This window comes from Caballeronia fortuita, from assembly GCF_001544835.2.
GTDB lineage: Bacteria > Pseudomonadota > Gammaproteobacteria > Burkholderiales > Burkholderiaceae > Caballeronia > Caballeronia fortuita.
Map to the genome: position 1 here is coordinate 16,948 of NZ_FCNX02000001.1, position 23,449 is coordinate 40,396.

The following is a 23,449-nucleotide window of genomic DNA, read 5'->3' on the forward strand; positions in this document are numbered from 1 at the left end:
TGATGCGACATGCCGACTCGATGCCCGATCGAAGCTCAGGGCTGCATCGTCGAGAGAATGAATTGCAGTTGATCCGCTGAAATCGGCTTGACGAGATGGACGTCGAAACCAGCGTCGAGCGTCATTTCGCGATGCTGCGGCTGGCCCCAGCCCGTCAGCGCGACGAGCATCATCGCGGAACCGTTCGGCAGCTTGCGCAGCGCGCGCGCCGCGCCGAGGCCGTCGACGAGCGGCATGCCCAGATCGAGAATCACGACTTCGGGATCGAACTGCGCGGCGACGTCCACGGCCTGCGCGCCATTCGCCGCGAGCGCGACTTCGTAGCCCATGCCGGTCAACAGATTCGCGAGGCCGGCGAGCGCATCGTCGTCGTCATCGGCTATAAGGATGCGCTTGCTCACGATGGCCTCACCGGGAACCGTAGATCTCGAGTTTCAGCTTGTTCGATCCTGCCTGCGCCGCCGCGATCTCCGTGCGCGCGCCGCGTGCGCCCAGGTAGAAATGCTGGCGCGCGGGCGAATTCTGATCGTGCGTCGCGTCGGGCAGGCACGAAGCGATATCGGCTGCAACGCTCTGCAGCGCGTCGGCACCCGAGCTGCCATGCGGCGTCCACGTGCATCGATAGTTGCTTTGCGTCGCGGCGCACTGCGCGTCGTCGCCATAAGGCAGCGCGACCGGGCGGCCGTCGAATGCGGAAAGCGATGAAAAACCCGGCGCGGCCGCGACGATGCGCTTGAGCGCATCGCAAGGGCTCGGTGTATCGTCGGCGCGCGCGCCAGTCGTCGCCACCAGGCCCATGCAAAGCAGAAGGAGCGCGGCGCGAGCGACACGTCGGCCAAACGGATACATGAGGCGTCTCCTTTTCAGCGTTCTTCTTGTTATCCGCGATCCGCGATGTGCGCGACTATGCGCCCAAAGCCCGCGCAAGTATGTTCGAAAGCGAGTGAAGCACTGTAAGCGGAGCAAATCACGCACCCGTTCGTGCAGACGTTTGCGGAATCAGCGGCGCACGAGCGCCATCATCGCGCCGAATCCGACGAACACGCCGCCCGTCAGCCGGTTGAACGCCTGCGCGACGTTCGCGCTCTTCAGCTTGTCGCCGATACGCGCGCCGAGTCCCGCATACACCGCGTACCAGCTCACTTCGATGATGGCGAACGTCGACACGAGCACGGCGAATTGCGGCAGCACCGGCCGGTTTGCGTCGATGAACTGCGGCAGCAGCGCCGCCGCGAAAAGGATCGCCTTCGGATTGCTGCTCGCGACGAAAAAGCCGTTGCGAAACAGCGTGATGCGCGGGGCGACGTGTGCGGCGCCGCTATCGTCGCGGATATCGATCGCGCTCGCTTTCGCGCGCCAGCTTTTCACGCCCAGCCAGACGAGATAGGCCGCGCCGGTCAGACGCAGCGTGTCGAAGAGACGCGGCCACGCGTCGAGAAACACGCCCAGTCCCGCCGCCGATATCGACAACATGACGACGAGCGCCGTCAGACACCCGGCCATGGTGGCCGTCGAGCGGCGAAAGCCGTGCCGCGCGCCGTGCGTCATCACGAGCAGCATGTTGGGACCGGGAATCGCGGAAACGACGAAAACAGTGGCGACGAACAGCCACCATAGATGCAGGCTCATTGCGGCGTGACGAGGAAGAAGGCGGGATTGGCATTATGCCGTTCGCCCGTCTCCGCCTCGACACCGATTTACGATCTGCAATCTACGATTCGCGCCCGGCGCGGCGCGCCGCCACCTGACCGAGCACGGCGAAATCCTTCTCGCCGTCGCCGTGGGCGAGCGCATCGACCAGGTTGTCGCGCACGACGCTCGCCACCGGCAGCGGCACGTTGACGGCATCGCCCGCGGCGATAGCGAGGCGCACGTCTTTCAGTCCGAGACGCGCCTTGAACAGCGCGGGCTCGTAGCGGCGTTCGGCGATCATCTTCCCGTAGCCTTGGTACACCGGCCCCGGAAACAGCGAATTCGTGATGACGTCGAGCAGCGTCTGCGATTCGATGCCGTGGCCGCTCACGAGCGCCGCCGCCTCGCCGAAGCTCTCGATCGCCGATGCCAGCATGAAATTCGCCGCGAGCTTGAGCACGTTCGCGTGCTGCGGCTCGCTGCCGACGCGCCAGGTTTTCTGGCCGAGCGCATCGAGCACGGGCTGCACGCGGTCGATCGACTCGCTCGCGCCTGCCGCGAGGATGTTGAGCTTGCCCGCCGCCGCGACGTCCGGCCGCCCGAGCACCGGCGCGGCGACATACGCGACGCCGTGCTGCGCGTGCAGTTCGGCGAGTTCGAGTGCGAGCGCGGCCGAAATCGTCGCCATGTTGACGTGCACGAGGCCCTTCGGCGCGTGCTTGAGCAGGCCGCCATCGACGAGCACCGAACGCAGCGCGTGATCGTCGGCGAGCATTGAAAACGCGGCGTCGCCGGCGAACGCCTGCTCGGGCGTATCGACCACCGACGCGCCCTGATCCGCGAGCGCGCGTGTCTTGTCACGCGAACGGTTCCAGACGCGCACCGTGTGTCCCGCCTTGAGCGCGCGCTCCGCCATCGCGCCGCCCATTTCTCCCAGTCCGATGAATCCGATATCCATGTTGAGTTGCTCCTTGAACGTCTGCGCAGTAAAGCACATCGACGCAAAGCGCGCAGAAGCGTGCAATGCCATACTGCTGCATGGTCAAGGCGCGCTTTCACTTCCATCGCGAACTGAACGATTTCCTCGCTCGATCCCTGCGCGGACATACGTTCGCGTGCGCGTGCGCGAAGTCTTCGACGACCAAGCACATGATCGAAGCGCTCGGCGTGCCGCACACGGAAGTCGATCTGATCGTGAAGAACGGCCGCGCGGTCGGCTTCGATGCCCCGATCGAGCCGGACGATCTCATCGAGGTTTATCCCGCGCATCACGCGCCTGCCGGCATGAAAAGCGGCGCGTTGCTGCTGCGTCCGCCGGTCGATGTAGCCGGCCTGCGTTTCATCGCCGATGCGCATCTCGGCGGGCTCGCGCAACTGCTGCGGCTCGCGGGTTTCGATACGCGTTACGACAACAATTTCCCCGACGACGAAATCGAACAGCTCTCGCAAGACGAGGCGCGCATCGTGCTCACGCGCGATCGTGAATTGCTCAAGCGTCGCGCCGTGCTGCGCGGATGCTACGTGCGCGCGCTTCAGGCCGACGGCCAGTTCCGCGAAGTATCGGAACGCTTCGATCTTGCGCCGCACGTGCGCGCGTTCCGTCTCTGCCTGATGTGCAACGCGCCGTTGCGTGCGGCGGCGCCCGGCGAAATCGATGGCCGCGTGCCCGAGGGCGTGCGCGAGCGGCATGCGCGCTTCGTGACGTGCGACGTGTGTCGTCGCGTGTTCTGGGAAGGCTCGCACTGGCGGCGCATGCGCGCGCGTATCGATGCGCTCGCGGAGGCGGGTCGCTAGTTCCGTACAATATCGGGCTGGCAATCAATCGTCGCATCGGAGCATCGCGTGAACAAATTCGAACTGGAACAGAACAAGGCATTCAAACTCGCCAACGACCTGAAGCAAGGCGGCCGTGGACGCATGGCCGCAGCGGATGCGCAGAAGGTCGACCGGCGCGAACAGCGCAAGCTCGATCAGGCGAAAGGGCTCGTGCCGTTCGCATGCAAGCTCGATGAAAAGCTCGTCAGGCAGTTGAAGGAGCGCGCCGAGGCGCACGAAGGCGGCATGACGGAAGTACTGGCGGAGTTGCTGGTGAAGGCGGGGTTGGAGCGGTAAGGGTCAGGTGTCGGCATAGTGGCCGCGGCAGCGAACGATGACAAGATGATCGTCCGTGACGCCGTACACGAGGCGGTTCCTATCATCTATACGACGCGACCACGCTCTCTCGCGCTTCAGCGGCTCGGGCTTGCCCGTTCCCGTGAACGGGCTGCGGCAGCATTCGTTGATCAAGCCCGTCAGCTTCTCGAAAATCTTCGCATCCGAGCCGCGCCACTGATGATAGTCGCTCCAGCTCGGCATCAGAAATTTCACTCCGCGCGCCATCATCCGGCCTGCTTTGTTCGTTTCGCAAACATGTTGCGGAACATATCGAAAAACGACGATTTCGGTGTTCGCGTTCTACGCTCGCGCCGGGCATTGTCGTCTTCAAGATCTGCCGGCGTCAGGAACCTGACGCCCTGCGCTTCCATCAAGTCGAACGTCTCATCGACTGCCCGGCGGCAAAGCTCGTTTTCGACCTCCTGAAGCCGGGCGACAAATAGCGCCATCCTGTCCTTCGAAACAACGACGAGCTTCTGCGAATTCAGCAGCGGCATCTCGCCCCACTCGCTCCCCAACCTCCCCGCTGCCCGCGCCGCCTCATACTTCCGCTCGATTAATTCAACCATCCTAACCATTTTCCGCCCTCGCAGTTGACCGACGATGGACCGATTATGACCGCCAACGCACGCGTCACACCACTCGTCCGAACGGATTAGGACGATTCGCCCGCGCGCGCCTCGGCTTCTGTCTAGCGCGTGAAGTCCCGCGCTTCGTCGACGTCCGCATGCCGCGTCGCCGGAATGCACGCCACCGCGATCAGCGACAGCACGAGACCGCCCATCACATAGAAGACGGGCGCGAGTTGCGCCTCCGTCACGCGGATGAGCCACGTCACGATGAACTGCCCGAAGCCGCCGAAGATCATCACGGCGATGTTGTACGCGAGCGATAGCCCTGTCGAACGCACATGCGCCGGAAACAATTCGGCGATGAGCGCGCCGAACGGCCCGTAGTACCCGGACAGCGCAACCGACAGCAACGCCTGCACGACGATCAGCCGCATCACGCTCGGCTCCGCCGCGAGCCACGCGAAGAGCGGATAGATGATGACGAGCGTGATCGCGAGCGACCACAGCGACAGACCTTTGCGCCCGATGCGATCCGACCACGCGCCCGCGACCGGCGAAAGCACCGTGAGCAGAAGATTGCCGACGATCAGCGCCGTGAACGACTGGCCGAATGGCAGCTTCAACTGCTTGACGGCGAACGTCGGCAGATAGGCGATCAGCACGTAGACGCTCACCGTCAGCGCAATCACCGAGCCGAGCCCGCACAGCACTTCGCGGCCATGCGTGCTGAAGACTTCGCCGAGCGTCGCGCGGCGCGCGGTTTTCTTCGCGTGCAGGAACGCTTCGGTATCGGCCATGTTGCGGCGAATGTACAGTCCGATCGGCCCAATGATGAGACCGAAGATGAACGGCACGCGCCAGCCCCACGCATCGAGGGCTTCGGGCGACAGTCCACGCGAAATCGCCGAGCCGACGATTGCGCCGAGCAACAGCGACGCCGCCTGGCTCGCCATCTGGAAGCTGCCATAGAGGCCGCGCTTCGAGAACGGCGCCGCTTCGATCAGGAGCGCGGTCGAGCTGCCGAACTCGCCGCCCGCGGAAAACCCTTGCAGCAGCCGCGCGAACACGATGACGAGCGGCGCGCCGATGCCGATCGCGGAATACGGCGGCGCAATCGCCAGGAGAAAGATGCCGAGCGTCATCAGCCCGATGACGAGCGTCAGCGCCGCCTTGCGCCCTGCGCGATCCGCATAGAGACCGAGCACAATGCCGCCGACCGGCCGCATCACGAACGCGACGCCGAAGGTTGCGGTGGTCAGAAGAATCGACGAATAATCGCTGCTGCCCGGAAAGAACAAACGGGCGATGACCACCGTCATGAAGCCGAACACGGTGAAGTCGTACCACTCCAGCGCGTTGCCGATGACCGCCGCCGTCACGGCGCGCGCGTTCAATGCTCTTCCTGGCATGCGATCCCCTGGGTCATTGCTCGGGTGTCCGCGCTGTAAAGATGCGCACGCGCGGCTCTTTTTGCCTTGGCGAGTGTAAAGACGGTTTTTCTCCCGATCAAGCGAATTGCGCACGAAAAAAAGCGCGCCGGGCCGCCTGGCCGGGCGCGCTTTCTTTCGACGTCGGTCGCGCTTATGCCTTCTTCACATACGCGCTGCACCAGCCCTTCGATGCGACCTGCTTGTTGCTGAACATCGGGCACGGCGCGTAGGGATCGCTCGCCTTGCCTTGATAAAACTGACAGTTGCCGCAATCCTGGCCGGCGGCGTACTTCGCGAACTTCGCCTTGTCGACCTTGCTCGCGTCTTCCTTGTAGCCGAGGGCTTGCGCGGTAGGGTCGCTTTCCGCGACTTTAGGTGCATCGGCGGCGAATGCGGCCTTCGAGCCGAGCGCGAACGTCGATGCGACGCCCACGCTGGTAATGAGAAACGTGCGACGTGATGTCTTCATGGTGACTCGCTCCATGTTGTATTGGGGGAAAAGCGCCGTTCTTCGCGACGGCGATATCCGAGCATAGCAATCTGAAAGCGAGTCGACGACGTCAAATGTTAGAGATAAGCGACGGCGGAACGTCGCATGCCGGTCAGCGCGCCATGTCGGCGACGCGTTCGCCGATCGCGAGCGATGCCGTCAATCCGGGCGATTCGATGCCGAAGAGATTCACGAGCCCCGGCACGCCGTGCGCCGACTTGCCCTGGATCAGGAAATCCGCCGCCGCCTGGCCGGGGCCGGAGAGCTTCGGCCGGATGCCAGCGTAAGCGGGCTGCAGCGCGTCGTCGGGCAGGCCCGGCCAGTACGCGCGGATCGCGGCGTAGAAGGAATCGGCGCGGCGCGGATCGACATCGTAGTCGAGCGCCGGCACCCATTCGACGTCCGGGCCGAACTTCGCCTGCCCGCCGAGATCGATCGTCAGATGCACGCCGAGTCCGGCTTCGTTGGGCATCGGATAGATGAGCCGTTCGAACGGCGCGCGCCCGCTCACGCTGAAGTAATTTCCCTTCGCGAAGTAGAGCGGCGGCACGTGGCGATCGTCCAGTCCGCGAATGCGCCGCGCGATCTCGTTCGCGTGCAGCCCCGCGCTGTTGATGAGGAACGAGGCCCGCAAGCGCGCCGGCGAAGCGCCGCCCGTCTCGACGATGAAGCAGCCTTCGCGCGCATCGATCGATACGACCGGCGTATGGAACACGATGTTCGCGCCGTGATTCTCCGCCTCGCCCTGCAGCGCGAGCATGTACTGATGACTGTCGACGATGCCCGTGAGCGGCGACCACACCGCTTCGACGCACTGCAGTTGCGGCTCCATCTCTGCCGCCTGCGCGCCGCTGATGCGCACGAGCCCCGTCACGCGATTCTCGACGCCCTTCTGCTCCAGCGCCGCGAGCTGCGGCACCTGATTGCGCGCCGTCGCGACGAGCAATTTCCCGCATTGCCGGTGCGGCACGCCGTGCGCCTGACAGAACGCGTAGAGCATGTCGCGCCCGCGCACGCACAGTTCGGCCTTGAGCGATCCGCGCGGATAGTAGATGCCCGCGTGTATCACTTCACTGTTGCGCGAACTCGTCCCGATGCCGATACCCTCGCCCGCCTCCAGCACGATGACTTCGCGCCCGCGCTGGGCCAACGCGCGCGCGATCGCCAGCCCGACGGCGCCCGCTCCGATTACTACGCACTCGATCCGATCCATGTCTTCTTCCGCGGCAGAGTTGTCCCAACTATTTTACGTTCGGGACTATTGCGCGATACACAACAAACCCACATGGATTGCATCGTTTTCCGGTGCAATTCGGAAAAAGGCAAGAATCTGGCCGCCAGATGTCGAAAATGCCAGGTTTTCGCGGCTTTTTTGGCAATCCCAGAAAGCGCGCGGCTCAGAAACCGATCGCTTTTTTTCGGGAATTACGGTCGATCTGAATGTCGCGCGCCTCCACGCGATGTCGTCCGTCGATGCGCGCGTTGCCGAACGCATTGAGCATCGCGCGCCGCATGCCGCGCGGCGACGCTTGCGTGAGCGCGTCGAGCGGCGCGTCACCAAGCGTTTCCGGGAAGCGCGCGCCCCACGCGTGCGCGTTGCGGATTTGAGCGTAAATCGACTGCGCGATGCGCCGCGCGCCGTCGCGATCCGGCGCGGGAATTTCGTAGACGTTCATGCGGTTCATGAGCGGCTCGGGGATCGCGCGCGCGTCGTTGGCCGTCGCGATCCAGACGACGTTGCCCGCGTTGATCGGCACTTCGGCGAATTCATCGACGAAAGTCTGCGCCGTGTCGTGCTCCAGGAGCGCGTAGAGCGCGCCGAGCGGATCGTATTGCGCGTCGCCGGTGGCCTTGTCGATTTCATCGACGGTGATGACGGGATTTGCGTAGCTGCCGTTCACCAGTGCGTCGAAAACCTTGCCCGGCTTGGCGTTGCGCCATTGCGACGACGCGCCCGAGAGAATCCAGCCCGCCGTCAGCGAACTCATCGCGACGTAATGGCTCGACGTGCCGAGCAGCCGCGCAAGCTGCTTCGCGAAATGTGTCTTGCCGATGCCCGGCTCGCCGAGCAGAAGCATTGGCATGAGTTCGAGGCGGTCGTCGGTTTCGAGGCACAGCGCGATCTGCTTGCGGATATCGGCGAGCGGTTCTTCGAAATTCGGCAGGTCCGCGACGAGGTCGTCGACCGACGGCATGCGGTTCGGCTTCACGCAAAAACGCAGATTGCCCACCTTGAGCATCTTTTCGTAGATGGCGCGCAAGGCGTCGCTCGCGCCTTCGGACAAATCGTTGAGCGCGGATTCCACGTCGTCGAGACTGTAGACCTTGCTGAACGATGCCACCGCGAGCTCTTGTTTGACCACGGCTGTCGTCATGTCACACCCCGTCATTTTTTATGGTCGACGAGTCCAGTGTATCGACGCCAAAACCGCGCGCAAGCGAGCAGTCGAACGCGTGTGCTGCTAATCGGGACGCGCTAGTATCATCGTCGGGCCGATGCGGCGAGCGGGTTCGAAACCTGCTTTGTCTCGCACAATAATGTGTTTCGCGGGCCGGCTGAACCGGGTCCGCACGGCCGTGTCACAAGGAAGTCGCCGAGGAACGCCGATCCCGCGGCCGCGCAAGACGCGCCGCCATCCGAACAGTCCGCGCGCAGGAGCCGCTTTGATGCATACACCGATACGCACCGCCTTTCTGAACGCAGCACTCGTGACGGGCGCATTTTTCGCCACGTCCGGCGCGTACGCGCAGACTCCGCCATCGCAGCCGGTGACGTGGGAATTGCAGGTCGTGCGCGACGGGCAACAGATCGACACGTTTTCTGGCACGACGAACGTCGGCCAGGCGCGCACCGACACGCACCACAACAAGGTGCAGAACCGCGTCGGCTGCGCGGATCAGGCGGCGGGCGAAATCGATCTGCAACGCACGATCACCATTTCGCCGACCCACGCGAGCGCCGACGACATCACGCTCGCCATCGACGCGCAGGAAACCTTGCAGGACGACAGTTCGCGCGCCTCGCCGTCCGGCTGCAAGCTGCCGCCGGTGCCGCGTCAGGTGAGCGGATCGCATCCGGGGCTCGTGCTGAAGCCGGGCGAATGGGGACAATGGCAGATCATCGACAGCAATCCGTCGCTCGCGTATCGGGTGCGCGCGAGTGTGGGCGCGTCGACGGCGGCGCAATGACAACCGCGGTGACGTAGACTCGAGAGGCCGCCGCTCTAGACCAAGAACGCATGCGAAATCCAGAACATCTTCCGCCAGGCCCATCCGCGCATCCGGCCACGCCGGATTTCACCGCGGTCAGCTGGAATCTCCACAAGGGCCGTTCGCCCCTCGGCCTGCGCGCGTGGAACGCGATGCAGCGGTGGGTTCAGTCCACCAACGCCGATGTCTATTTCCTTCAGGAAGCGATGGCGCGGCGCATGCCGCAGCCCGTGCTCGCGAGCGGCTTCGGCAATCCGCTGAGCGCGCCGCTCGATGACGTCTGGCATTGCCAGGCGACGGAAATCGCCACGGCGCTCGAATTGCAGATCGCGCTCGGGCCGAACGTGTTCAAGCCGTCGTGGCGGCACGGCAACGCGATTCTCTCGCCGCATCCGCTCGATCTGTCCGGACGTTGGGACATCTCGGCGCATCGCTTCGAGAAGCGCGGCCTGCTGGTCGCGCGCGCGACCTTCGCCGGCCAGTCGATCACCTTGCTGTGCGCACATCTTGCGTTGACGCGTCAGGCGCGGCTGCGTCAGATGAACTGGATCGCGCACTGGATCGCGAAGGAAGCGCCGGAAGGTCCGCTCATGCTGGCGGGCGATTTCAACGACTGGCGCAACGATTCCGTGCCGCTTTTCGGCGAACTCGGCATGAGCGAGGTCGCCACCATGCTTGGCGAATCGGGCCGCACCTTCCCGGCGTTTTCACCGGCGCTCGCCCTCGACAAAATGTTCGTGCGCGGTCTGAGGCCCGTCGAATGGATCGTGCCGACGCAGGACACCGCCTGGCTGTCCGATCACCTGCCGTATATGGCGAAGCTGCGCGTCGAATAAGCGCGCTCAGGGTTTCGCGAGCAGCGCTTCCAGATCGGCGATGGTGACGGGCTTCGTCAGATGATGATCGAAGCCCGCGTCGAGCGCATTCTGACGATCGGCGTCGCTGCCCCAGCCGGTCAGCGCGAGCAGCAGCGCGCCGCGAGTCGCATCGCGCTTGCGCATTTCCCGCGCGACATCGAAGCCGCTCATGCCCGGCAAACCGATATCGAGGACGACCACTTCCGGCCGGAAATCATCGACCGATGCGAGCGCGCGCGGGCCGTCGTGCTCGGTGCGCACTTCGTGGCCGAGCGCTTCGAGCAGCATCGAGATGGCAAGCGCCGCATCGACGCTGTCGTCGACGAGCAGGATGCGGCGGCGCTGCGCCGCGCCGCCGCTTGCTTCGGCGGTCGTGTTCATGCGTTTTCCCCGAGAGTCCTTGCCGTGCGAGCGTTGGAACGATGTGCATGTTCCGGCCCTCGTGCGGCTTTATTGAGATAGATGGGGGAATGTAGCACAGCGTCCCGCCGGCCAAGAAACGATCCGCAAGCACGACGCGCGGCGCCTCTGCTATCGTGAAAGCTTCACCGCCGCCTTTTTGCGTGCTTCCTTCATGTTCGATCTCTTCGACGACATTCCCAAGCCCGACATCGCGTGGCATCCGGACTGGATCGCCGCCGACGAAGGCTCCGATCTCATGGGCGCGCTGATCGCCGAAGTCGCCTGGCAGCAGGACACGATGACGACGCCCGGCGGCCGCGTATCCTTGCCGCGCCTCACCGCATGGCAGGGCGAACCGGACGCGGTCTATGTCTACTCCGGCATCCGCAATGTTCCGCAGCCGTGGACGCCCGCCGTCGCGCAACTGCGCGCGCGGGCCGAAGCCGCGTGCGAGGCGCGCTTCAACAGCGTGCTGCTGAACCGCTATCGCAGCGGACTCGACAGCATGGGCTGGCACGCCGACAAGGAACGCGAGCTCGGGCCGGAGCCGGTCATCGCATCGGTGAGTCTCGGCGCGACGCGCACCTTCGAGTTCCGCCACGCGCGCACGCACGCGACACACACGCTCGTGCTCACGCACGGCAGCCTGCTCGTGATGCGCGGCCGCACGCAACGCGAATGGGTGCATCGTGTGCCGAAGGAAGCCGGCGCGCGCGGGGAGCGCATCAATCTCACATTCCGCTGGGTCGATGCGTCGAAACGCAAGTAACCGTAAGTAACCGCGCTTACGGACGTTTCGCGACGAAGTCGATCTCCACGAGCGCATCGCGCGCGAGCCCGGTAACGCCGATGCACGTGCGCGCCGGCAGCGGCTTCGGCAGGAAATACGAGCGGTAGACGGCGTTCATCGCGTCGTAGTCGCGCTTGAATTCGGTCAGGAAGATACGCACGCTGACCACGTTGTCGAGCGTAAGGCCGACGCCGTTCAGCACGAGGATCAGGTTGTCCATCACACGACGCGTCTGTGCCGCGACGCCATCGGGCAACGGCGCGGAATCGTCGTCCGGATCGGTCGGCATCTGGCCGGTGAGGAACACCCAGCCGTCGGCTTCGGCCGCGTGCGAGAAAGGGCCGACGGGCGTCGGCGCGGCATCGACCATCGTGAATTTGGGCAACTGGGTCACTTCGTCTCCTTGTTGTGCGTTCTGGATCGAACAGGAACCGGCACGTTAGCGCGCCAAAATTGCGCGCGCGCCCGCGCCTCGTGCGAAGATGGCCCGGCTTACGAACACCTTCACGGACGCGCGGACGCAATGCTTCCCTACCCCATTCTCGTCGATGCCGTGTTGCGCATGCTGACCGCGATGCTGATCGGCTGCGTGATCGGCATCGATCGCGATCTGCACGGCAAGCCGACCGGCATGAAGACGCTCGGGCTCGTGTCGCTCGGCGCGTGTCTCGCGACGATGTGCGCGCAAGGCTTCTCGATGACGCTTTCCAACGACGCCGACGTCTCGCGCGCCGTGCAAGGCATCGTGACGGGCGTCGGCTTTCTCGGCGCGGGCGTGATCCTGCAGAATCCGCGCGAGAACCGCGTGCGCGGGCTGACCACGGCGGCCTCGATCTGGGTGACGGCGGCGGTCGGCATCGTCTGCGGGCTGGGTGTGTGGAGCGTCGCGTTCATCGCGATGATTCTGATGATCGCGTTGCTCACGGTCGGGCGCGTCATCGAAAAGCGGCTGTTGCGGCGCTGGATGAACAAACCGGCGGACGAGCGCCAGAAGTACGCCGACGTCGAAGAAATTTAAGCGATGGCGTCCGCGGCGGGCGCCTTCACGCGGTTGCGGCCCGCGACTTTCGCCGCGTAGAGCAGGCCGTCGGCGCGCGCCATCAGCGATGCGAGCGGCTCGCGCCCGTCCCAAGCCGCGATGCCCGCGCTGAAGGTGTAATGCAGCACGCCGCCGGGCACGGCGCACGGCGTCGCCTCGATGGTCTTGCGCAGACGCTCGACGAGCGCGGTCACTTCTCCGATCTGATGCGCCGTGCAAAAGAGACAAAACTCCTCGCCGCCGATACGCCCGAACGCGTCGCTCTCGCGGATGCGCGCCCGCACGATCGACGCGAAATGGCGCAGCACCTCGTCGCCCGCCGCGTGGCCGTATCGATCGTTCACGCTCTTGAAATGGTCCACGTCGACGACGGCCACGTACTCGCGCCGGCCTTCCACGGGCGCGCGCGCGAGCCGTTCCGCCGCGGTGGCGAGCAGCGCCTTGCGCGACAGCGCGCCGGTCAGATCATCGAAGCGCGCAAGGCGTTCGAGCCGTTGCGCGAGCCGGTCGTGCGCCATCATCACGAGACCGATGCACAACGACGGCAGCACGAGAATGCCGAGCGCGAGGAACGTGATTTGCATCACGCCGGGTTGCAGCAGCGAGCTTTGCGCGGGCGGCTGCACGACGTAGATCGCGCCGCGCACGGTATGGCCGAGCGCGCCGAGCGCCGCCGCGCCGGCGACGAACAGGTAGTTATAACGCGGCCTTTCCTTCGGACGTTCGATCAGCACGCGCCCGGCTATGGCGAGATCGCACGCGGCATGAAACGCCGACACGATCACCACGCGCATGTTCACATCGGGGACGACGTACGTGAAGTACACGATGCCCGCCATCACGACGAGCCACATGATCCAGCCCGCCCAGTGCTGCACGGGACGCATGCGCACGTCGAAGAAATCGTTGCAGCCTTCGTAGATGAGCAGGACGGTCGCGGCAAGCAACTGATTCGCCACGACGATGCCGAGCCACGCCGGCGCGACGTTCTGCACGGCGAACAGCACGAGCGAAACGATCGCGAGCACGTTCGCCCACAACCAGCGCGGCACGCCGTCGATCGCGTGCGAAAGCAGCGAAATCAGCACCAGTATCGAGAGAATGCTCGATAGCGCGGTGACGACGAGAATGCTGACGGGACTGAACATCGCTGAAAGTGGACGGGATAATGCTCGTGCCTGGCGAAGACGGCGCCGAACGCCGGCGCGGCGAGGTGATTCGCAAAAAAGGATTCGCGGCGAAAGAGCACGAGTATCCGACATCACCCAAGTGTTTACGACACGAATGCGCGCGGCCTGAACGCATCGATATGCGACACGGAGTCGCATCGCGCATGAAAAACGCGGCGCAACCCTCAGGCCCGCCGCGTCCATTTTCGCGATGCTCCGCGATTTACCAGTCGTGACGCTCGCGCCAGCGTTCCTCGCGGCGCATCTCGTGATGCCAGCGGCGCTCGCGCCATTCGTGACGGCGCCATTCGCGCTCACGCCAGCGCTCGTCGCGATCGCCGTATCCGTAATAGCCGACCGGCACTGCGGGCTGCGCGTACACCGGCACGCCGACGCCCACCGCGACATCGACATGCGCGTTCGCCGCGCCCGACATCGCAAGTCCCACGATCCCCGCCAACCCGATAGCCGCACCGAGAAGTTTCTTCTTCATGTCGCTTTCTCCTTGCACCGAGTGCTCTGTGAGTCACTGCAGTCTAGAAAGCGATGCCGGATACAGGTGCAACGGTCTTGCCAGAAAGGTAACGTCAGGTAACGGTCAGGCGCGCATTGTTAGCGCACGCGCTTGCCGGACGAATCGATGACGACTTCGCCATCCTCTTTCGTGAACGGTCCTTTCTGCGCTTCGGGCAGGATATCGAGCACGCGCTCCGAGGGACGGCACAGCCGCGCGCCCTTCGGCGTATCGACGAATGGACGGTTGATGAGGATCGGATGCGCGAGCATCGCGTCGATGAGTTGATCGTCGGTAAGGCTCGTGTCGTCGAGCCCGAGCTCGGCGTACGGCGTGCCTTTCTCGCGCAGCGCGTCGCGCACGGAAAGCCCCGCGCGCGCGATCAGCGCGACGAGCGTCTCGCGGCTCGGCGGATGCGTCAGATATTCGATTACGGCCGGTTCGATGCCCGCGTTCCGGATCAGTGCGAGCGTGTTGCGCGAGGTTCCGCACTTCGGATTGTGGTAGATGGTGACGGTCATGGTCGCGATGCCCCTGCGTTCGTGAGTTTTCGTGAGTGAGCGGAATGTACGCCTCGCATTCTAGAACCGATGCCATGCTGACGCGATCGACAGCCTCGCGCCACGAGCGCGACCCTATGCGGCGCGCGCGCTCGAATGTCCTGTTCATTCGCATGCGCGCGGCCTATAACGGAATGTGCAGCGCGGCACGCGTCTTCTGCGACTTGCGGCTCGCATCTGCCGGCAAGCGCACCGGCGCACCGTCTGCATCGCATACGAACAAGTCCGGCAACCCGCAGCGCAATCCGGCCGGGACCGGCGCCGATAAACGTTCGCCAGCGCGCCACGCGTGGCACATGCAGATTCATGCAGGTTTCGTGGCACGTTCCGTGCGGAACGACGATCCGAATCAGCGAACAGCGTTACGCGGTGTACACGCGAGCGCGCCCTTCCGATCAAGGAGTCAACATGAAATCACGCATCGCCATGGCGGCGCTCGCCGCCTCGTTACTCGCCACTGCGGGCCTCGCATCGGCCCAGCAAACCTACTATCGCACGGCGCAAGTGCCGGGACAGGCCACCGCCGACACCTGGACCGATCCGGGCGCGCCGCAGCAGAGCGCCATGCAAGACCAATCGGGCGACATGTCCTACGGCGGCTCGCCGATGACACACGGCGCGGCGGGCGCGACCACGATGGGCACGATGGACAGCGCGGCCTCCAGGCCATGCACGCGCGGGCCGCAATGCAACATCTTCTTCGGCCAGTAATTTTTTTGACTGCGCTAGCGCAGGTGCATGACCCGGCGCGTCCGCTTCGCACGATCGGACGCGCCTTCCCTTATTCAACGGAACGGCCCACATGCACCGCGACGCATTCATCGCACGTCTTGGCAGCGAAGGTTTCAACGAAGTCGTGACGGTCACGCGCGAGCCGAACGGTTCGCTCGATGTCCATGCGCATCCGTTCGAAGCGAAAGCGCTGATCCTCGAAGGCGACGTCACGATCCGCATCGGCGACGACGCTAACACTTATCGCGCGGGCGATATCTTTCATCTCACGGCGAACGTCGAGCATTCGGAGCAGTACGGTCCGCAAGGCGTGAGCTATCTCGTCGGCCGGAAGTAAGCGCGCCGATGGCCACCAGATCGAAGACCGCGCGCATTCGCGTCGGCATCGGCGGATGGACGTTCGAGCCGTGGCGCGGCACGTTCTATCCCGAAGACCTGGCGCAGAAACGCGAACTCGAATACGCGAGCCGCGCGCTGACTTCAATCGAAGTGAACGGCACGTTCTACGGTTCGCAGAAGCCCGCGACGTTCGTCAAATGGCGCGACGAAACGCCCGACGACTTCGTGTTTTCGCTCAAAGCGCCGCGCTATGCGACGAACCGGCGTGTGCTCGCCGAAGCGGGCGATACGATCGAGCGTTTTTTTGGCAGCGGCGTGCTCGAACTCGGCGACAAGCTCGGTCCGATCAACTGGCAGTTCGCGCCGACCAAGAAGTTCGATCCCGAGGACTTCGAGCGTTTTCTCGAACTGCTGCCTGCGAAGGTCGAGGGCCGCGCGATCCGTCATGCGATCGAAGTGCGGCACGAGAGTTTCTGCGATGCGGCGTTCGTCGCGCTCGCGCGGAAATACCGCGTTGCGATCGTGATGGCGGGCGATTCGAAGTATCCGCAAATCGCGGATGTGACCGCGCCGTTCGTCTACGCCCGCATCATGGGCACCACCGACAAGCAGGCGAAGGGCTACGCGAAGGCGGCGCTCGATCGCTGGGCGGAGCGCGCACAGATATGGGCGGCCGGCGGCCTGCCGGACGACTTGCAGACCTACGGCAAGGCGGCCGCGCCGAAAGCCGCATCGCGCGATGTGTTTCTCTACGTCATCAGCGGATTCAAGGAGCGCAATCCGGCCGCGGGCATCGCGCTCATCGAACGTTTGAAGAAGTAGAAGCGTCGGAAGCGTTCAGCGCACGAGACAAGGCTTCTTGTTGTCGAACTTCCAGTTCGGAATCAGGTATTGCATCGCGACGCCGTCATCGCGCGCGCCGAGTCCGTGCTGCTTGTAGAGTTCGTGCGCCTTCTCGACTTCGTCCATATCCAGCTCGATGCCCAGGCCCGGCGCCTCCGGCACCTTCACCTTGCCGCCGGCGATCTGCAGCGGATCGCGCGTCAGACGCTGGCCGTCTTGCCAGATCCAGTGCGTGTCGATCGCGGTGATCTTGCCGGGCGCGGCGGCGGCGACGTGCGTGAACATCGCGAGCGATACATCGAAGTGATTGTTCGAATGCGAGCCCCACGTCAGGCCCCAGTCGTTGCACATCTGCGCGACGCGCACCGAGCCTTGCATCGTCCAGAAATGCGGATCGGCGAGCGGGATATCGACGGATTGCAACTGGATCGCATGACCCATCTGACGCCAGTCGGTCGCGATCATGTTGGTGGCCGTCGGCAGGCCGGTCGCGCGGCGGAATTCCGCCATCACTTCGCGGCCCGAGTAGCCGTTTTCCGCGCCGCACGGATCTTCGGCGTAGGCCAGAACATCGTGTTTGTCGCGGCACAGGCGGATCGCTTCGGCCAATGACCACGCGCCGTTCGGATCGAGCGTCACGCGCGCCTGCGGGAAGCGTTCGGCGAGCGCCGTGACCGCTTCGATTTCCGCGTCGCCGGCGAGCACGCCGCCTTTGAGCTTGAAGTCGTTGAAACCGTAGCGCGCCTGCGCGGCTTCGGCGAGACGCACGACCGCTTCGGGCGTCAGCGCGACCTCGGTTCGCACGCGCTCCCAGTCGTCGCGGCCGTCCGCGCCCGACGCATAAGGGAGATCGGTCTTGTTGCGATCGCCGATGTAGAACAGATAGCCGAGCATTTCCACTTCGTCGCGCTGCTGGCCTTCGCCGAGCAAGGCCGCGACGGGCACGCCCAGATGCTTGCCGAGCAGATCGAGCAACGCGGCTTCGAGCGCGGTGACGGCGTGGATCGTCGTGCGCAGGTCGAAGGTTTGCAGGCCGCGTCCGCCCGCGTCGCGATCGGCGAAGTTCGTGCGGACCCGATTGAGCACCGCATGCAGATTGCCGATCGATTGCCCGACGACGAGCGCGCGGGCATCGTCGATCGTCTTGCGGATGTTCTCGCCGCCCGGCACTTCGCCGACGCCCGTGCTGCCCGCGCTGTCCGTCAGGATCACGACGTTGCGCGTGAAGAACGGGCCGTGCGCGCCGGAGAGATTCATCAACATGCTGTCGCGGCCCGCGACCGGCACGACGCGCAGTTCGGTGATTTTCGGAGTGTCGTTCGACATGAAAAATCCTTTGCAATAGAGATACGTTGTCTGATGACATTGTATGTTCATGCGCCGGTTTCGCCAACAACGCGTTTACCCTTGAGCGTTAGAGGCTTATCGGATACGGATCGGGCGAAGATTCCAGTTGCTGAAGCAGCGAGCGATTGAGTCATCTGACAACTCGTTTGCAATCGACAAAAAAGCCGGCTCGCGCCGGCTTCATCGTCCATCGTAGTAACGATCGCGTTACTTCGCCTTCTGCCCGATCTCGTGATTCGCCATGATTTCGAGCGCGCGCACCATGCCCGAATGATCCCAAGCCTTGCCGCCATGCGCGGCGCACGCGTTGAACAACTGCATGCACGTCGACGTATTCGGCAGCGCGACGCCGAGCGACTGCGCGGTCGCGAGCGCCAGATTCAGATCCTTCTGATGCAGTTCGATACGGAAGCCCGGGTTGAACGTGCGCTTGGTCATGCGCTCGCCGTGCACTTCGAGAATGCGCGACGACGCGAATCCGCCCATCAGCGCCGTGCGGACCTTCTCGGCATCGACGCCGGCTTTCGATGCGAGCAGCAGCGCTTCGCCGACCGCCTCGATCGTTGCCGCGACGATCACCTGATTGGCGACCTTGCAGACCTGTCCCGCGCCGACTTCGCCGATCAGTGAGATGTTCTTGCCCATCATGTCGAAGAGCGGCTTGACCTTGTCGAACGTGGCCTGCGCGCCGCCGACCATGATCGTGAGCGACGCGGCCTTTGCGCCGACTTCGCCGCCAGACACAGGCGCATCGAGATAATCGGCGCCCTTTTCGCGCACTTTCGCCGCGAACTCGCGCGTGGCGATCGGCGAAATCGAGCTCATGTCGACGACGATCTGTCCGCTCTTCAGCTTGCTCGCCACGCCGTTCTCGCCGAACAGCACGCGCTCGACGTCGGGCGTGTCCGGCACCATGATGAAGATGACTTCCGCGTTCCCGGCGACGGCCGCGGGGGAATCGCAGGCTGTCGCACCCGCGCCGGTCAGTTCGGCGGGCACACCGCTGCGCGTGAAAGCCGCGAGCTGGACGCCGTTCTTGAGAAGATTGGCCGCCATGGGATTGCCCATGATGCCCAGTCCGATGAAGCCTGCCTTTTGCATGTATCGCTCCTTGATATCACTGTTCGATTGTCGATGATCGATGCCGTCCCGTTGCGCGCCGCGCTCATTCCGGGATGAAGTGTTTCTTCACGCCCTGCGCGGCGTTTCTGAGCAGCCCGAGATCCGCGCACACGGCGACGAACGTGCTGCCGAGCGCCAGATAGCGCTCCGCGTCTTCCTGGACCGTCGCGAGAATGCCGCTCGGCTTGCCCGCCGCGTGCGCGCGCTCGAATACATGGGCGATGACCGCCTGCACGTCCGGATGGTTCGCATCGCCGATATGTCCGTACGACGCGGCAAGATCCGACGGGCCGACGAACAGCGCATCGATGCCCTCCACCGCGATGATCTCGTCGATCGCTTCGACCGCCGCGCGGCTTTCGATCTGCACCGCGACGCTGATGTTGTCGTTCGCGATCTGAAGATAGTTCGGCACCGTGCCGTAACGGTTGCCGCGGTGCCCGACCGATACGCCGCGTATGCCTTGGGGAGGATAGCGCGTCGAGGCGACGGCGCGCTCGGCGTCGGCGGCGCTGTCGACAAACGGAATCAGGAAGTTGACGAAGCCGCTGTCGAGCAACTTCTTGATGACGACGGCATCGTTCGCCTGCGGACGCACGACAGGCGCGCTCGGGCTGTCTTTCAGCGCCATCAGTTGCGGAATGAGCGTGAGCGCGTCATTGGGCGCGTGTTCGGCGTCGAGCAGCATCCAGTCGAATCCGACGACGCCGACAAGCTCGGTGGCGATCGGGCTTGCGAGCGACATCCAGCAGCCGATCAGCCGCTTGCGCTCCCGCAGTGACGTTCGGAAAGCGTTGGGCAGCGGTTGGTACGGTGACGAAGACGGCATGGTGTCTCCCTGTGATGACGGCGATCCGTGGAAAGCGGTTTTGTCCGATGTAGTTATCAGACGTCTTAACACAGAGTACTGCGAGTCGAGCGTGGTTCGACAGCGGCGTTAACCCTGACTTGCTTGATTTCTCGGCGGATCTGCGACCGCTTCGTCGTTCTTTCTCATACGATGTCTTATATCGAGGCACATCTATCCGTACGTTTGACGAATGCTGGCGTGGACAGCAAGATTCGTCGTCTGTCTCTCATAAGCACACAAACATGGCCAGTCTCACCGATAAAGTTGTCGCCACGCTTTCCGAAGATATCGAACGCGGTGTGCTGCGTCCCGGCGACAAGCTTCCTACTGAAGCCGCGTTGATGAAACAGTTGTCGGTGAGCCGCTCCGTCGTGCGGGAGGCGGTGTCGCGTCTGCAGGCCGCGAGCGTCGTGGAAACGCGGCATGGTGTCGGCACGTTCGTTCGCGCGCAGGAAGATCGCGAATCGGTGCGCCTGGCCGACGCGGACTTGTCGAATCTGCTCGACATCATGGCGATCATCGAGTTTCGCATCGATCTCGAAGGCGCAGCCGCCGCGCTCGCCGCCTCGCGTCGCACTGACGCGAATCTGCAGCAGATCGCGGCGGCGCTCGAACGCTTCGAGGCGCAACTCGCGAGCGGCAGTACGGATGTGCTGCAACACGACGTCGAGTTCCATTTGCAGATCGCGCGCGCGAGCGGTAATCGTTATTTCTATGATGTGCTCAGTCAGATGGGACGCGGCGTCAGTCCGCGCACGCGACTCGGCAAGGCGGAGATCGCCGAGCTCGATCAGATTGGACGCCTGCGCAATGTGCTCGACGAGCACAAGGCGATCTATCGCGCGATCGAGCGTCAGGATCCCGATGACGCGCGTGCGGCAATGCGATTGCATCTGAGCAACAGCCGGCAACGGTTGAGGCAAGTGCATGGCACGACGCCCGCGTAACGCTACGCTTTTGAGCAAGGCGGCCACGTTGCTTAAGTAAACAGAAGAGTTCGTATGTATACGTGGTAGTAGTTAACAAGCCTCCCGCATTTCAGTGGATAACTCATCGTGCGCGTTTCGCGTCAGGGACTTACCGCGTAAACAACTTCGGTATATCGGTTCCGGTTTCCGGCTGAACCTTGAACAACTATCGAGCGTCCGGAGCAAACGTCGAGTTATTCAGAAAGCGCCAACAGTAAACACAGCCGGCTGCCAACAAGGTTGTCCACAGGCGCGCGTACGCTCGCGCCGATCTTCATCTTTGTCGAGTTCGCCTGGAACCTCGGAATGCGCGGCTGTGGCTATCGTAGTAGCGCGTCACTGACCTCCGTGTCTTCAGGACTCGTCAGGTCGAGATCAAGAATATCGATGTAGATTAGTACACCGTTTCGATTTTTCGGCTGAGCGAGTGGCGTCGCGAATACGGGTAAAAAGCGTGTCACCGAGTCCGTTGCATCGATATCGGTGGCTTCTCGTCGCGCTAACGAAAAAGGTCCGCGTCTGCACGCGGACCTTTTGTCTTCTTCTTCAGAGCTTGCCGACGAACGCTTATTCCACCGTCACCGACTTCGCCAGGTTTCGCGGCTTGTCGACGTCCGTGCCGCGCGCGCACGCCGTGTGATACGCGAGCAACTGCAGCGGCACGATGTGCAGGATCGGCGACAGCGCTCCGTAGTGTTCCGGCATCCGGATGACATGAATGCCGTCTTCACTGACGATGCGCGTATCGGAATCCGCGAACACGTACAGCTCGCCGCCGCGCGCGCGCACTTCCTGCATGTTCGACTTCAGCTTTTCGAGCAGCGCGTCGTTCGGCGCGACGGTCACGACCGGCATCGCTTCGGTCACGAGCGCGAGCGGGCCGTGCTTCAATTCACCCGCCGGATACGCTTCCGCGTGGATGTACGAAATTTCCTTGAGCTTCAGCGCGCCTTCGAGCGCGATCGGATAGTGCAGGCCGCGTCCGAGGAAGAGCGCATTCTCCTTGCGCGCGAACTCTTCCGACCACGCGATGATCTGCGGCTCCAGCGCGAGCACGCTGTTCAGCGCGGCCGGCAAGTGGCGCAGTTGCGTGAAGTACGCGGCTTCCTGCTTCGCGTCGACGTGACCGCGCAACTTCGCGAGCGTCACCGCGAGCACGAAGAGGCCGACGAGCTGCGTCGTGAACGCCTTCGTCGATGCCACGCCGATTTCCGTTCCAGCGTGCGTGAGGAACGCCATTTCGGTCTGACGCACCATCGCGCTCGTCGCGACGTTGCATACCGCAAGCGTGTGCTTGTGACCGAGCGATTGCGCGTGCTTGAGCGCGGCGAGCGTATCGGCGGTTTCGCCCGATTGCGAGATCGTGACGACGAGCGCCTTCGGGTTCGGCACCGACTCGCGATAGCGATACTCGCTCGCGATCTCGACCTGCGTCGGAATCTTCGCGATCGATTCGAGCCAGTATTTCGCCGTCACGCCCGAGTAGTAGCTCGTGCCGCACGCGAGAATCAGGATGCTGTCGACTTGCGAGAAGGCATCGCGCGCGGCATCGCCGAAGAGGCTCGCGCTGAACTCATCGGCTTGCGGAATCGTATCGGTGATCGCGCGCGGCTGCTCGAAGATTTCCTTCTGCATGAAGTGGCGATACGGCCCGAGTTCCACCGCGCCGCCGTACGCCGTCACGACGCGCACTTCGCGCTCGGCGGGCACGCCTTCACGATCGACGATTTTCACGCCTTCAAGACCGATCTCCACCACGTCGCCTTCTTCGAGGAACGCGAAGCGGTCGGTGCTGCCGGCAAGCGCCAGCGCATCGGATGCGAGGAAGTTCTCGCCCTCGCCCACACCGACGACGAGCGGCGAGCCCTGGCGCGCGCCCACCACCGTGTGCGGCTGGTTCTTGTGCATCACCGCGATCGCATATGCGCCGTGCAATTGCTTCACGGCCTCGCGCACGGTCTGGAACAGATCGCCGCGATACATGCTGTGGATCAGATGCGCGATGACTTCGGTATCGGTCTGCGAGACGAACTCGTAGCCTTTGCCCTTCAGCATTTCGCGCAGCGATTCGTAGTTCTCGATGATGCCGTTGTGCACGAGCGCGACGGCATCGCGCGAGAAGATCGGGTGCGCGTTGTCGGTGACGGGCGCGCCGTGCGTGGCCCAGCGCGTGTGCGCGATGCCGGTCATGCCGCCGAGATTGGTGTCGCGCACTTGCGCGTCGAGATCGGACACGCGCGCGACGCTGCGCGCGCGGCGCGGCTCGCCGTGACTCAGAACGGCCACGCCGCACGAGTCGTAGCCGCGATATTCGAGCCGGCGCAGGCCTTCGACCAGCACCGAGACGATGTTACGTTGCGCTACCGCGCCGACAATTCCGCACATGGACGTTCTTCCTCTGAAACTTGCATTCGAAAGCGCGATGCGGA

General features: G+C 63.9%; 29 protein-coding genes. 10 read left to right on the forward strand and 19 right to left on the reverse strand.

Features of this window, described 5'->3' with window-relative positions:
- Positions 1 to 35: 35 nt before the first annotated feature.
- From AWB77_RS00075 to AWB77_RS00090, 4 genes are all read right to left on the reverse strand, one after another.
- A complete protein-coding gene (locus AWB77_RS00075; RefSeq protein ID WP_061132383.1) occupies positions 36 to 401 on the reverse strand; it encodes a response regulator in 366 nt (121 codons plus the stop codon).
- A 7-nt stretch (positions 402 to 408) separates the two neighbouring features.
- Entirely contained in the window at positions 409 to 849 is a 441-nt protein-coding gene (locus tag AWB77_RS00080; RefSeq protein WP_061132384.1) for a hypothetical protein, read from the reverse strand.
- Positions 850 to 999: 150 nt separating this feature from the next.
- Complete coding sequence (locus tag AWB77_RS00085) at positions 1,000 to 1,629, reverse strand: LysE family translocator (RefSeq protein ID WP_061132385.1); 630 nt, start codon at positions 1,627 to 1,629, stop codon at positions 1,000 to 1,002.
- Between the two features lie 82 nt (positions 1,630 to 1,711).
- Entirely contained in the window at positions 1,712 to 2,590 is an 879-nt protein-coding gene (locus AWB77_RS00090) for an NAD(P)-dependent oxidoreductase (RefSeq protein WP_061133080.1), read from the reverse strand.
- Between the two features lie 80 nt (positions 2,591 to 2,670).
- On the opposite strand from AWB77_RS00090, the gene AWB77_RS00095 reads away from it, so the two are divergent.
- Positions 2,671 to 3,426: a Mut7-C RNAse domain-containing protein gene (locus AWB77_RS00095; RefSeq protein WP_061133081.1), complete on the forward strand. Its 756-nt coding sequence runs from the start codon at positions 2,671 to 2,673 to the stop codon at positions 3,424 to 3,426.
- Between the two features lie 48 nt (positions 3,427 to 3,474).
- Positions 3,475 to 3,744 (forward strand): hypothetical protein, encoded by a 270-nt coding sequence (locus AWB77_RS00100; protein ID WP_061132386.1) that lies wholly within the window; start codon positions 3,475 to 3,477, stop codon positions 3,742 to 3,744.
- A 3-nt stretch (positions 3,745 to 3,747) separates the two neighbouring features.
- Here AWB77_RS00100 and AWB77_RS00105 read toward each other — a convergent pair whose 3' ends face one another.
- The 6 genes from AWB77_RS00105 to AWB77_RS00130 form a co-directional block, all read right to left on the reverse strand.
- A complete protein-coding gene (locus AWB77_RS00105; protein WP_374728668.1) occupies positions 3,748 to 3,999 on the reverse strand; it encodes a Txe/YoeB family addiction module toxin in 252 nt (83 codons plus the stop codon).
- 11 nt (positions 4,000 to 4,010) lie between these two features.
- Entirely contained in the window at positions 4,011 to 4,355 is a 345-nt protein-coding gene (locus AWB77_RS00110) for a hypothetical protein (RefSeq protein ID WP_157694712.1), read from the reverse strand.
- A 122-nt stretch (positions 4,356 to 4,477) separates the two neighbouring features.
- A complete protein-coding gene (locus tag AWB77_RS00115; protein WP_061132389.1) occupies positions 4,478 to 5,767 on the reverse strand; it encodes an MFS transporter in 1,290 nt (429 codons plus the stop codon).
- 172 nt (positions 5,768 to 5,939) lie between these two features.
- Positions 5,940 to 6,257: a high-potential iron-sulfur protein gene (locus tag AWB77_RS00120; protein WP_061132390.1), complete on the reverse strand. Its 318-nt coding sequence runs from the start codon at positions 6,255 to 6,257 to the stop codon at positions 5,940 to 5,942.
- A 133-nt stretch (positions 6,258 to 6,390) separates the two neighbouring features.
- Complete coding sequence (locus AWB77_RS00125; protein WP_061132391.1) at positions 6,391 to 7,491, reverse strand: NAD(P)/FAD-dependent oxidoreductase; 1,101 nt, start codon at positions 7,489 to 7,491, stop codon at positions 6,391 to 6,393.
- A 184-nt stretch (positions 7,492 to 7,675) separates the two neighbouring features.
- Complete coding sequence (locus AWB77_RS00130; RefSeq protein WP_061132392.1) at positions 7,676 to 8,653, reverse strand: AAA family ATPase; 978 nt, start codon at positions 8,651 to 8,653, stop codon at positions 7,676 to 7,678.
- Between the two features lie 292 nt (positions 8,654 to 8,945).
- Between AWB77_RS00130 and AWB77_RS00135 the strand changes: the two genes are divergently transcribed.
- Positions 8,946 to 9,467, forward strand: coding sequence for a hypothetical protein (locus tag AWB77_RS00135; RefSeq protein ID WP_061133082.1), 522 nt, complete (start codon positions 8,946 to 8,948; stop codon positions 9,465 to 9,467).
- A 50-nt stretch (positions 9,468 to 9,517) separates the two neighbouring features.
- A complete protein-coding gene (locus tag AWB77_RS00140; protein ID WP_061132393.1) occupies positions 9,518 to 10,324 on the forward strand; it encodes an endonuclease/exonuclease/phosphatase family protein in 807 nt (268 codons plus the stop codon).
- 6 nt (positions 10,325 to 10,330) lie between these two features.
- On the opposite strand, the gene AWB77_RS00145 is transcribed toward AWB77_RS00140, so the two are convergent.
- Complete coding sequence (locus tag AWB77_RS00145; protein ID WP_061132394.1) at positions 10,331 to 10,726, reverse strand: response regulator; 396 nt, start codon at positions 10,724 to 10,726, stop codon at positions 10,331 to 10,333.
- 193 nt (positions 10,727 to 10,919) lie between these two features.
- On the opposite strand from AWB77_RS00145, the gene AWB77_RS00150 reads away from it, so the two are divergent.
- Positions 10,920 to 11,516 carry an alpha-ketoglutarate-dependent dioxygenase AlkB family protein gene (locus tag AWB77_RS00150; protein WP_061132395.1) on the forward strand — a complete coding sequence of 199 codons (597 nt, stop codon included), beginning with the start codon at positions 10,920 to 10,922 and terminating at the stop codon, positions 11,514 to 11,516.
- 16 nt (positions 11,517 to 11,532) lie between these two features.
- On the opposite strand, the gene AWB77_RS00155 is transcribed toward AWB77_RS00150, so the two are convergent.
- Positions 11,533 to 11,907, reverse strand: coding sequence for a RidA family protein (locus tag AWB77_RS00155; protein ID WP_374728671.1), 375 nt, complete (start codon positions 11,905 to 11,907; stop codon positions 11,533 to 11,535).
- A 153-nt stretch (positions 11,908 to 12,060) separates the two neighbouring features.
- Between AWB77_RS00155 and AWB77_RS00160 the strand changes: the two genes are divergently transcribed.
- Positions 12,061 to 12,555, forward strand: coding sequence for an MgtC/SapB family protein (locus AWB77_RS00160; RefSeq protein WP_061132397.1), 495 nt, complete (start codon positions 12,061 to 12,063; stop codon positions 12,553 to 12,555).
- On the opposite strand, the gene AWB77_RS00165 is transcribed toward AWB77_RS00160, so the two are convergent.
- The 3 genes from AWB77_RS00165 to arsC all read right to left on the reverse strand — a co-directional run bounded on the left by AWB77_RS00165 (position 12,552) and on the right by arsC (position 14,780).
- A complete protein-coding gene (locus AWB77_RS00165; RefSeq protein WP_061132398.1) occupies positions 12,552 to 13,724 on the reverse strand; it encodes a GGDEF domain-containing protein in 1,173 nt (390 codons plus the stop codon). The two genes, AWB77_RS00160 and AWB77_RS00165, sit on opposite strands and share 4 nt — an antisense overlap.
- Positions 13,725 to 13,968: 244 nt before the next feature.
- Positions 13,969 to 14,238 carry a hypothetical protein gene (locus AWB77_RS00175; RefSeq protein ID WP_061133083.1) on the reverse strand — a complete coding sequence of 90 codons (270 nt, stop codon included), beginning with the start codon at positions 14,236 to 14,238 and terminating at the stop codon, positions 13,969 to 13,971.
- A 119-nt stretch (positions 14,239 to 14,357) separates the two neighbouring features.
- On the reverse strand, positions 14,358 to 14,780 hold the full coding sequence (gene arsC / locus AWB77_RS00180) for an arsenate reductase (glutaredoxin) (RefSeq protein ID WP_061132400.1): 423 nt from the start codon (positions 14,778 to 14,780) through the stop codon (positions 14,358 to 14,360).
- Positions 14,781 to 15,227: 447 nt separating this feature from the next.
- On the opposite strand from arsC, the gene AWB77_RS00185 reads away from it, so the two are divergent.
- The 3 genes from AWB77_RS00185 (at position 15,228) to AWB77_RS00195 (ending at position 16,712) form a co-directional block, all read left to right on the forward strand.
- The gene (locus tag AWB77_RS00185) at positions 15,228 to 15,530 is read left to right on the forward strand and encodes a hypothetical protein (protein ID WP_157694713.1); all 303 of its coding nucleotides are present in this window, start codon (positions 15,228 to 15,230) and stop codon (positions 15,528 to 15,530) included.
- 91 nt (positions 15,531 to 15,621) lie between these two features.
- On the forward strand, positions 15,622 to 15,888 hold the full coding sequence (locus tag AWB77_RS00190; RefSeq protein WP_061132402.1) for a cupin domain-containing protein: 267 nt from the start codon (positions 15,622 to 15,624) through the stop codon (positions 15,886 to 15,888).
- Between the two features lie 8 nt (positions 15,889 to 15,896).
- Positions 15,897 to 16,712 carry a DUF72 domain-containing protein gene (locus tag AWB77_RS00195; RefSeq protein ID WP_061132403.1) on the forward strand — a complete coding sequence of 272 codons (816 nt, stop codon included), beginning with the start codon at positions 15,897 to 15,899 and terminating at the stop codon, positions 16,710 to 16,712.
- Positions 16,713 to 16,727: 15 nt separating this feature from the next.
- Here AWB77_RS00195 and gudD read toward each other — a convergent pair whose 3' ends face one another.
- From gudD to garL, 3 genes are all read right to left on the reverse strand, one after another.
- Positions 16,728 to 18,059 carry a glucarate dehydratase gene (gudD, locus tag AWB77_RS00200; RefSeq protein WP_061132404.1) on the reverse strand — a complete coding sequence of 444 codons (1,332 nt, stop codon included), beginning with the start codon at positions 18,057 to 18,059 and terminating at the stop codon, positions 16,728 to 16,730.
- Positions 18,060 to 18,287: 228 nt separating this feature from the next.
- Positions 18,288 to 19,223 (reverse strand): 2-hydroxy-3-oxopropionate reductase, encoded by a 936-nt coding sequence (locus AWB77_RS00205; RefSeq protein ID WP_074168820.1) that lies wholly within the window; start codon positions 19,221 to 19,223, stop codon positions 18,288 to 18,290.
- Positions 19,224 to 19,245: 22 nt separating this feature from the next.
- Positions 19,246 to 20,031: a 2-dehydro-3-deoxyglucarate aldolase gene (gene garL, locus AWB77_RS00210; protein WP_061132406.1), complete on the reverse strand. Its 786-nt coding sequence runs from the start codon at positions 20,029 to 20,031 to the stop codon at positions 19,246 to 19,248.
- 263 nt (positions 20,032 to 20,294) lie between these two features.
- Here garL and AWB77_RS00215 point away from each other — a divergent pair, with 263 nt between their 5' ends.
- Positions 20,295 to 20,999 (forward strand): FadR/GntR family transcriptional regulator, encoded by a 705-nt coding sequence (locus AWB77_RS00215; protein WP_061132407.1) that lies wholly within the window; start codon positions 20,295 to 20,297, stop codon positions 20,997 to 20,999.
- A gap of 588 nt (positions 21,000 to 21,587) precedes the next feature.
- Here the strand turns inward: AWB77_RS00215 and glmS are convergent.
- Entirely contained in the window at positions 21,588 to 23,405 is a 1,818-nt protein-coding gene (glmS, locus tag AWB77_RS00220) for a glutamine--fructose-6-phosphate transaminase (isomerizing) (RefSeq protein WP_061132408.1), read from the reverse strand.
- Between the last annotated feature and the right edge of the window lie 44 nt (positions 23,406 to 23,449).